An 8,492-nucleotide genomic window follows, 5' to 3' on the forward strand; every position below is an offset into this window, starting at 1 on the left:
GACGATGTACCGGATCCTGCGCGAGCAGGATCAGTCCGGTGAGCGCCGACGGCAGGCCACCCATCCCGCCAAGGCGGTGCCCGAGCTGGTCGCCAGGGGGCCCTCGCAGGTGTTCACCTGGGACATCACCAAGGCGGCCGGACCGGTCAAGGGCGTCTGGTATCACGCCTACGTGATCATTGACATCTTCAGTTGGCAGTCAGGATGGCTGGACTTGGTCGAAGAGAGCGAGGGCTTCGGCGGGGTCCGGGCTCACGAGGCGTTCCAGACCGGCCATCGTGATCTTCGCCCACCTGCCGGCCCGTGCCCACATCTGTTCCTCGAAGGCGCGGACGGTCTCGTCCAGATCTTCAGGGCCGGTGGCGATGGACTCGGCGAGTTCGGCGCCTTCCAGCATCGCGAGGTTCGCGCCCGCCCCCAAGGGGGGCATCAGATGGGCGGCGTCGCCCAGTAGCGTCACCCCGGGGACGTGGGTCCAGGTGTGGGACACGGGCAGTACGTAAAGCGGGCGGTGGACGAAAGCGGTGCCGTGGCGGAGGAGGTCGAGGACGGGAGCGGCCCAGCCGTCGAACAGGGACAGCAGGCTCGATCGCACGGCCTCGACGTCGGCCAGGTCCAGGTTCGTGTGCCAGTCCAGCGGCGCGCGGAACTGGGCGTACACCTTGACGTGGCCGCCGCTGTTGCGCTGGGCGACGAGAGCTCGGTTCACGCCGTACACAGCCACGGAACCGTCGCCGATCAGCCGGGCGAGGTCGGGGTGGCGGGTGTCGACGTCGTCGAGGGAGGTCTCGACATAGGTGACGCCGGTGTAGTGCGGTGTCGCCGGCGAGACCGCCGGGCGGATCCGGGACCAGGCGCCGTCCGCGCCGACTACGAGGTCGAACGTCTCCTGCCGCCCGTCCGCGAAGTGGACCAGCACGCCATCCCGGGTCCCCGGCACCACCTGCGTCACGCCCCGACCCCACTGGACGTCGAGAGGGCCGAGCAGCAGGTCACGGAGTTGCCCGCGGTCGATCTCGGGATTGGCCCGGTCATCCGGCCGGGGTCGCCAGTCGCGCAGGACGGTCCCGTCCGCGTCCAGGATGCGCATGGCCTGCCCCTCGGGACGAGACAGCGCCGGGAACTCCGCCAACAGCCCCGCCTTGTCCAGCGCGAGCTGGCCCAGCCCTTCATGCAGGTCCAGCGTGCCGCCCGGGGGGCGGGCGTCGGGGGCGGGATCGCGTTCGAGGACGGTGACGGGGTGGTCATGGCGGTGCAGGACGCGGGCGAAGGTAAGGCCGGCAGGACCGCTCCCGACCACTGCGATGCGGTGTCTCATGTCGATACACTGTATTGCTCGTATGCGGCGCATCGCAACGGTACGGTGTGAGCATGACTGTGTGGGACCGGCCGGAGCCGCCGACTCGCCCCTTGCCGCTCGACCGGGAGCGGATTGTCGCCGCCGCCATCGCGCTGGCCGACGAGGGCGGGCTGGAGGCGGTGTCGTTGCGCAAGGTCGCGGCCCGCCTGGACGCCGGTCCGATGCGGCTGTACAGATACATCTCCACCAAGGAGGAGCTGTTCGACCTCATGGTGGACGAGGTCCAGGCCGAGATTCTCCCCGAGGAGCAGTCCGGTGACTGGCGGGAGGCGCTGCGCGCCCTCGCCCATCGCACCAGGCAGGCCGCTCTCCGTCACGAATGGCTGGCCGACCTGCTCGGCGGCCGCCCGGCCCTGGGCCCGAACGGCCTCGCCGTGACCGAGGCCACGCTGGCCGCCCTCGACGGCCTCACCGATGTCGACACCGTCATGCGCGCCGTGGAGACTGTCAGCGCCTACTTCATTGGCGCGATCAGGCGCGAGATCGCGAACCTGCGGGCCGAGCGCGCCACGGGCCTGTCCAAGCACGACTGGCAGCGCGCCCACGGCCCGCATGTGACGAGGATGTTGGCCACGGGCCGCTTCCCGGCACTGTCCAAGGCCGTGTACGACGGCACGGACGTGGACGCCCAGACATCCTTCGCAACCGGCCTGGACTGGGTCCTCGACGCCGTGGCCACCAAACTCACCCGACCATCGGCGTGACGCTACTCGTAGTGCCGGAACACTGCGACGATCAGCCTGTCCCGGATCGGCTTGCGGTGCTTGCCGCCGCTCCCCCGGCGGATCTGTGCGACCGAATCCTCCAGCCACTCCAGCATCTTGCCCCGGGCGATGTCCTGGCACAGCTCCAGCACCAGGCGGGTCTCGTCATCCCCGAGCGCCCACGCAATGTGTGCCGTCGGCGGGGCCCGGAACGTCAGGTCAATGGCCAGCCACGGCGTCCGCTCCTTGGCCTTGTCGGTCTTGGGCGACTGGTTGTGCTCGATAGGCCTGCCCAGCACGGTCGCCCGTCGCGCCTTCGCCGGGTCGTCGCCCGCCTCCAGGCGCTCGCGCTCGATCCGGTCGGCGTCCGGGTGCCGGCCTTCCCCCAGGAGCAGTTCGGCCTGCCGCTCGGTCACCACGTCCCCGGCCGCGAGGCCGACCGCGGCCAAGCCCCAGCCCTTCCAGACTCCGGGCGGGACACCGGCTTCGTCCTGGGCGGCGCGCAGCGGCGTACCCGCAGCGCGGTGGCCGTCGCCGACCATCACGCCGCAGAAGTAATACCGCCACCCGTTACCCGGGCGAACCTCCGACTTGCTGATCAACGCCCCATGGAATCCCGGTGGTGACCTGCACAAAAGCGTGATCCGGGGTGCTTCCCGCCGGGCGGGAGGCCGTCATCAAGTCTTTACCGGAGCGCCCGCCAGGCGGGCCGCCGCGGCAGCCCGAGACGGTAAGCCACTGCCCTGTGCACCCTCCCGACCGCACGGCGACCCGGAGGCGACTTTCACCGGCCTGTTCCGCGACCAGGTCGAGCGCGTGCGCCGGCAACAGAACGCGCAAAAGAGCACCTCCGAGTACCGACTGGCCCTGAAGCCGGCAGTCGCCCCGGCCGCTCATGTCCGCTGTCCGCGCCGCCTGCCCCGCACCCCGTCGCCGGGCGTGGGACGGACGGTGCGTCAACCACTGTCCCCGGACGAGGTCTCGCCTCGCTCGTACGTATGGCGTGCACGGCGCCGACGAACCCGGCCGGGCGAAGGCCGCGTCAGAAGCAACATGAAGATCGACGCCCAGCACATCAATGAACCCCGGCCTCGTGGTTCTCGACATCACCGCCGCCGACAAGGCAACCGCCCACCCCGTAATGGCCGAGCTGGAACGGTGGTGGGCCACCTCCGGCATCACCCCCGTACACAGCCAACCAGGCATGTCAGGGGTGCGGGCGCGCGTGTACGCCAACATCCGGCGCGCGGCGCCATGACATGCCCCTCCTGGCTTTGTTCACGAGGTTGGGTTCTGGCTCACCAACCCGTGCGACTTGGGGTGATCGGTCCATGGGCGGGGCGGGGTGTGGCTACGGTGCCAGGGGCGTCCGAGCGATCTTCCGGATGGGGCGCGCATCGAATTCAGGGGGAGAGCGCATGGAGTTGACGATCGCGGTGCAGAACCTCGGGCTCGGCGGCCTGCGTACTGGGGCGGGGGATCCGGACCATCGCTGGCCGCAGCTGGCCGAGCGCATCAACAGTGCGGCCGAGCGGGTCGGCGCACGGCACGTCGATGCCGTCCTGGTCCAGGAAGCCGACGAGCGCTGGATCGTGGACAACGGTTTCGGCAGCTTCGTCTCCAGCGGGTGGGTCTTCCAGGAGACGGAGCTCGCCCAGTTCGTGAGGTGGGTACTCCGCGGACAACTGCGCCCCTGCCAGAGCCTGTCGCACCACCGCGAGGTGAGGAGGATCGTCGACGAGGAGCATCGCTGGTTCCTCCGCAACCTGTGGTGGACTTCCCGCCAGTCCGCAGAGGCACAGAGCGCGTACGAACGGGAGCGGAAGCAGCGGGCGGAGGCCACCCGGCAGCGTGAGGCCAGGAGGCAGGAGCTGGAGACCGCATCGCGGGAGCGCCGCAAGGCATGGCTGGCGTCCCCAGCTGGCCAGAAGGCCCAGAAGAGGCGTCAGGAAGCCAAGTTGCAGAGGGAGGCGCAGAAACGAGAGCTGAAGGTGGACTCCCGTCGGCTTCGGGCTCGGCACTACGAGGAGGAGGCCCAGCATCGGGCAGAGGTTCGAGAGCGTCAGGCCCGGGAGTTCCCGCAGGAGCAGGAGCGCGAAGCTCAGCGGCGGGCCGCCCTGCAGGAACTGGAGTTGCGGGCCCATACCACCGCAGAGGCGTGGTGGGCACTGCTGTCCCGCCCGGAGATCGAGGAGCTGTTCAGAGCCGTCTTCGAACGCGTGGAAGCGTGAAGGACTTCGGGTGCGGATTCCTGAGGGTGGCGGCGTCGGGGCGAGCTTCGCCTACGGAGTTCCGGTCCACGCCTTCAGCCGCCTGTACGGAATCGTGCGACCCTGCCCGGAGTTACTTCCCCTCTCCCCTCAGCTGGTCTATCAGCGGGTCTTCGTCCGCAACGCGAAGGAGGCCCGGGCCCTGGAGACAGGTGGCCTGCGAAGCGCGCGCATCACCCACTTCGCACTCGCCAGCCACAAGCTATGCCCGCCCTGGAATGCTCGGGCATAGCGGCAGCCGGTGGCTGGACTTCACGACCGGGGGCCGTTGTCAGTGGCACCTGATATCTCCTATCCAGCCAGATACACCGCGAATTACGCGAGATCGCCAGGAGATGCGATTCATGCCTTTCACCGCGCTGCATGCCGACCTCGGCCGCCTCGACGCCACCCTTCCCGACCTCGGACACAGGCTGGACTGGTCCCAGGTCCACAAAGCCCGCCCTCGCCCACCACTCGCCTGTCCGGAGTGTGAATGGGGCCTACATGCCAAGGTCTCCCGCTACGGAGTGCGGTTCTTCTGCCACGACCCCGGACGGCCGCCGTCGTGCGAGCTGTCGAACGAGTCGTGGGAGCACCACATGCTCAAGCTGGAGATGGCGGCTGCGACCCGGGACGCGGGGTGGTTCGCCGAGCTGGAGGTGCCAGCCGAGGACGGCTCATGGCGCGCGGACGTCATGGCCACCTCCACGGACGGCACTCAGCGCATGGCTTGGGAGGCCCAGCTCTCCCCGATCACCGTCGAAGACATCCACGACCGCACGGAACGGTACCGAGCCGAAGGCATCCGGGTGTGCTGGGTGTCCCCGAACAAGAAGCCGCCGCAGTGGATCAGCGACGTGCCAGCGGTCCGAGTGCGCGCTCCGGAAGATCGGGACCAGCTCTGGGTGGTGGACGACGGCGTCGCCTGGTTCGACTTCACCTCCGGCAGCTGGGCCTTCCGTCAGGAGCCACTGCAGCAGTTCGTCCGGTGGGTGCTCCACGGGCAGCTCGTGTCCGTAGAGAGCTATCCGCGCTGTCGGCGGGTGCCGCGCGTGGTCGACGGCAAGCGACTGCGGAGCCGGTGGTGGACGTCCCTGCAGTCGGTCGGCGCCCAGACGAAGCATGAGTTGATGCGGCAACGCCAGGAGGCGGCGAAGGAGGAACGCGAGGCACGTCAACGGCAGCAGGAGGAGGCCGAGGCGGAAGATTTCAAGTCCAGTGAGACGGTCGTGACGCTATGAGGTTTGTGGTGCGGGTTCCCTGCGCTTGGCCGGGTCGTTGATCCAGGCCGTCTGGGGTATCTCGGGTGGTCTGGGGCGGCGGCCGAAGCGTTCGGGGTGGCGGGCGTATGCCTCGGCGAGGGTGACCGCGCGCTGGTCGCGGACCTCCTCGGCGGTCCCGAAGTGGACGGATGCGGGTGTGTGCCAGCCGATACCCGAGTGCCGGTGCTCATGGTTGTAATACGCGATGAACGCGTCGAACCACTCGCGGGCGTGGGCCAGCGAATCGAACCATTCGGGATGGTCCGACATGTACTTCGTGGTCTTGAACCGGGCCTCGCTGTAAGGGTTGTCGTTGGAGACCTTCGGCCTCGAGTGCGACCGGGTCACGCCCAGATCGATCAGCAGTTGGGAGACTTTCTTCGACGTCATCGAGGTGCCGCGGTCCGCGTGCACGGTCTCGGGCACGATGCCGTTACGGGCTATGGTCACGCGGATCAACTCCTCGGCCCGCAACGCCGATTCAGCTCGCTCGACGGTGTGGCCGACGATGTACCGGCTGAAGATGTCGATGATCACGTAGGCGTGATACCAGACGCCCTTGACCGGTCCGGCCGCCTTGGTGATGTCCCAGGTGAACACCTGCGAGGGCCCCCTGGCGACCAGCTCGGGCACCGCCTTGGCGGGATGGGTGGCCTGCCGTCGGCGCTCACCGGACTGATCCTGCTCGCGCAGGATCCGGTACATCGTCGAGACGGAGCAGTGACAGCGCCCGGCATCCAGCTCGCGGGCCCAGATTTGTGCAGGCGCGAGCTCGGCGTACTCGTCTCCGTTCATCAACTCCATCACCGCAGCCCGCTCTTCGGCCGTCAGGGCCGACGGCTGCACCTGCGGGGCACGTGCTCTGCGTGGTGGTGCAGGCCGGAGCCGGCGGTAGTGCGTGGCGCGGGAGCGGCCGGTCAGCCGACAGGCGGCCGTGATGCCCAGCTGAGCCTCGACGCCGGTGAACGCCTCGTCCACGACAGGGCCGGCGGCAGGCTTCAGTCCGCGCTCTCGGAGATCATTTCCAAGAGCGCGGAAGCTTTTCCCATCACCTCGAGTGCGGCCTTGTTCCGTGCCAGGTCCCTCTGTAACCGCTCCACCTGCTGCCGCAGCTTCTCGTTCTCCATCTCCGCGGCGGACTTCTTCGCGCGGGCCGGGCTGGTTCGGCGGTCGATCAGGTTTTCCAGGGCCCCGGCGTCCCGCGCGGCCCGCCACTCCTTGATATGGGAGTGGTAGAGCCGTTCCCGGCGCAGGACCGCGCCCTTCTCGTTCCTGGGTGCGGCGTCGTACTCGGCAACGATCCGCAGTTTGTACTCCGAGGTGAAAGTGCGGCGCTTCGGCCTCGGTGCCGGGTCGGATCCGACAGGCTCTGTGCTGGGCAAAAGGGACGGCTCTCCTGTCGTGCCCTCTCAGGCCAACCCCGCAGAACGGGATGTCTCACCCAAGGCTGACAGAGAGGGCCCGATGGCCCTGGACCGACGTCATCACCCACGCGATCGACAGGCTCCACACTCTGCCGAACCCCGGCTGACCAGCAACTTCGAACGTCCCGACAACCCGCACCACCCCACCGGCGAAGTGGAACCCGGCACTCACCCGACGCGAAAGTCGGGCCCCCAGCCTGCCCAAGCCCCGAAAAGACCCCACCTCACAGACACAACGTCCCGTCAGCAAGCTGACGGGAACTCATGAACGATCGAGGCTAACGATGCCTTCGCCAGGGGCGTACCGGGCCCCGCAGTCCGGTATTCGCAGGCTTCTGATCGCTTCTCGTAACCCCATAATTCGAACCTTCGTTCCAAAACTTAGTAGTCAAGCTCTACGTAGTCGATGTCGGTGAACTCGACTTCGAGCCCCTCGACCCGACGGCCGCGGTCTTTGAAGTACTGCTCTTGAAGACCTTCGGCGGTGATGTTCTGGACTGTTGCTCGGTGGCTCCGGCGGTCTGCGCGTCGAAGCCCTCTCTGTCAGCCTTGGGTGAGACGGGCGGCGTAGTCGGGCGGGAGGTGCTGAGTGATGCGCCGGATCCGTCCGTCGTCGGTGGTGCCCGGGGCGGCGGTGAAGCCGAAGCGTGCCCGGGTCTCGATGACGATGCCGGTCGATGTCGCGGCCTGCTTCCTGGCTCGTTCAGGCACCCGCGGCTGCCAGTCCTTGCGCACCTCGGCCACGAGCCTCGCCGCGAGTTCCGGGCGCGGAGTGCGGATCTGGCCCTTGAGGTAACGCTCCACGGTGCGCTGCGAGATGCCCAAGCGCTGCGCGACAGTGCGGGTGGAGCCCTTCTCGTGTTTGACGAGGAACCGTATCTGGGCGCCGGCAGACTTCGGTATCGGGCGGGTCGCGGTGTTCGCGGCGGCCTTGTCCAGGCTGTCGCCGATAATGCCCACGAGAACACTCCTGTCAATGATCGTCTGTAAACGGGCCACTGAGAGCCGATCTCCACCCCGGATGGCCCGATGGACTCCGGAGTGGTAGATCGTCAGCGAGAGGGCCGCTCAAGCCTCTTGGTGGGCGGCGTGGTCATGTAGCATCTCGCGGCTCATGACATGGCGCAGCCCGCTGCAGGGGGAGATGACACAGTCGTTCCTGATGCGGCTGGCGGCGCGCTACGGCATGGCGTTCAGGGACCTGCTGGCGGCGATCGTCGATGTGGGTGGACTGCCGAACGTGATGGGTAGGGCGCGGCCGGATAGTGAGATCTATCTGGACCAGGAAGCTCGGGGTCGGGTGGCGCAGCTGTGCCGCGTCCCGCAGGATCACCTGCTGCGGGCGCTGCCTGCCTGGGCGCAGGAGGAGCCCCGCCGGCGGTTCGTCACAGGGCTGGCAGCGCAGTTTCACCACACTGCGGAGAAGGTGCGGCGCTGGGGACCAGCTTGCCCTTAATTCATGGCGCGGCGTGCCGGGAGGAGGGAGGCCG

At 68.3% G+C, this 8,492-nt stretch carries 8 protein-coding genes and 3 pseudogenes; 6 read left to right on the plus strand and 5 right to left on the minus strand.

The window, feature by feature from the left end:
* Positions 1–193, plus strand: a pseudogene (locus ACZ68L_RS46170) (IS3-like element ISAar44 family transposase); the annotation flags it as partial.
* A gap of 6 nt (positions 194–199) precedes the next feature.
* On the opposite strand, the gene ACZ68L_RS46175 reads toward ACZ68L_RS46170, so the two are convergent.
* The gene (locus ACZ68L_RS46175; protein WP_469590824.1) at positions 200–1,318 is read right to left on the minus strand and encodes an FAD-dependent oxidoreductase; all 1,119 of its coding nucleotides are present in this window, start codon (positions 1,316–1,318) and stop codon (positions 200–202) included.
* Between the two features lie 53 nt (positions 1,319–1,371).
* Between ACZ68L_RS46175 and ACZ68L_RS46180 the strand changes: the two genes are divergently transcribed.
* Positions 1,372–2,064: a TetR/AcrR family transcriptional regulator gene (locus ACZ68L_RS46180; RefSeq protein WP_469590826.1), complete on the plus strand. Its 693-nt coding sequence runs from the start codon at positions 1,372–1,374 to the stop codon at positions 2,062–2,064.
* 5 nt (positions 2,065–2,069) lie between these two features.
* Here ACZ68L_RS46180 and ACZ68L_RS46185 read toward each other — a convergent pair.
* Positions 2,070–2,606 (minus strand): annotated as a pseudogene (locus ACZ68L_RS46185) (relaxase domain-containing protein); the annotation flags it as partial.
* Between the two features lie 551 nt (positions 2,607–3,157).
* Between ACZ68L_RS46185 and ACZ68L_RS46190 the strand changes: the two are divergent.
* From ACZ68L_RS46190 to ACZ68L_RS46200, 3 genes are all read left to right on the plus strand, one after another.
* A complete protein-coding gene (locus tag ACZ68L_RS46190) occupies positions 3,158–3,322 on the plus strand; it encodes a DUF6207 family protein (protein WP_469590828.1) in 165 nt (54 codons plus the stop codon).
* A 160-nt stretch (positions 3,323–3,482) separates the two neighbouring features.
* Positions 3,483–4,295, plus strand: coding sequence for a hypothetical protein (locus tag ACZ68L_RS46195; RefSeq protein WP_469590830.1), 813 nt, complete (start codon positions 3,483–3,485; stop codon positions 4,293–4,295).
* A gap of 383 nt (positions 4,296–4,678) precedes the next feature.
* Positions 4,679–5,557, plus strand: coding sequence for a competence protein CoiA family protein (locus ACZ68L_RS46200; protein WP_469590832.1), 879 nt, complete (start codon positions 4,679–4,681; stop codon positions 5,555–5,557).
* Here the strand turns inward: ACZ68L_RS46200 and ACZ68L_RS46205 are convergent.
* From ACZ68L_RS46205 to tpg, 3 genes and pseudogenes are all read right to left on the minus strand, one after another.
* A complete protein-coding gene (locus tag ACZ68L_RS46205; protein WP_469590834.1) occupies positions 5,552–6,556 on the minus strand; it encodes an IS3 family transposase in 1,005 nt (334 codons plus the stop codon). The two genes, ACZ68L_RS46200 and ACZ68L_RS46205, sit on opposite strands and share 6 nt — an antisense overlap.
* A gap of 20 nt (positions 6,557–6,576) precedes the next feature.
* Positions 6,577–6,960 carry a transposase gene (locus tag ACZ68L_RS46210; RefSeq protein WP_469590836.1) on the minus strand — a complete coding sequence of 128 codons (384 nt, stop codon included), beginning with the start codon at positions 6,958–6,960 and terminating at the stop codon, positions 6,577–6,579.
* Positions 6,961–7,383: 423 nt separating this feature from the next.
* Positions 7,384–7,962 (minus strand): annotated as a pseudogene (gene tpg, locus ACZ68L_RS46215) (telomere-protecting terminal protein Tpg).
* A gap of 154 nt (positions 7,963–8,116) precedes the next feature.
* On the opposite strand from tpg, the gene ACZ68L_RS46220 reads away from it, so the two are divergent.
* The gene (locus ACZ68L_RS46220) at positions 8,117–8,458 is read left to right on the plus strand and encodes a TniQ family protein (protein ID WP_469590838.1); all 342 of its coding nucleotides are present in this window, start codon (positions 8,117–8,119) and stop codon (positions 8,456–8,458) included.
* Positions 8,459–8,492: the final 34 nt, after the last annotated feature.

The organism is Streptomyces sp. NPDC104309, assembly GCF_055584025.1.

Coding starts and splice junctions, on each gene's coding strand:
- ACZ68L_RS46175 (WP_469590824.1), bottom strand. CDS start 1,318: ATGAGACACCGCATCGCAGTGGTCGGGAGCGGTCCTGCCGGCCTTACC.
- ACZ68L_RS46180 (WP_469590826.1), top strand. CDS start 1,372: ATGACTGTGTGGGACCGGCCGGAGCCGCCGACTCGCCCCTTGCCGCTC.
- ACZ68L_RS46195 (WP_469590830.1), top strand. CDS start 3,483: ATGGAGTTGACGATCGCGGTGCAGAACCTCGGGCTCGGCGGCCTGCGT.
- ACZ68L_RS46200 (WP_469590832.1), top strand. CDS start 4,679: ATGCCTTTCACCGCGCTGCATGCCGACCTCGGCCGCCTCGACGCCACC.
- ACZ68L_RS46220 (WP_469590838.1), top strand. CDS start 8,117: ATGACATGGCGCAGCCCGCTGCAGGGGGAGATGACACAGTCGTTCCTG.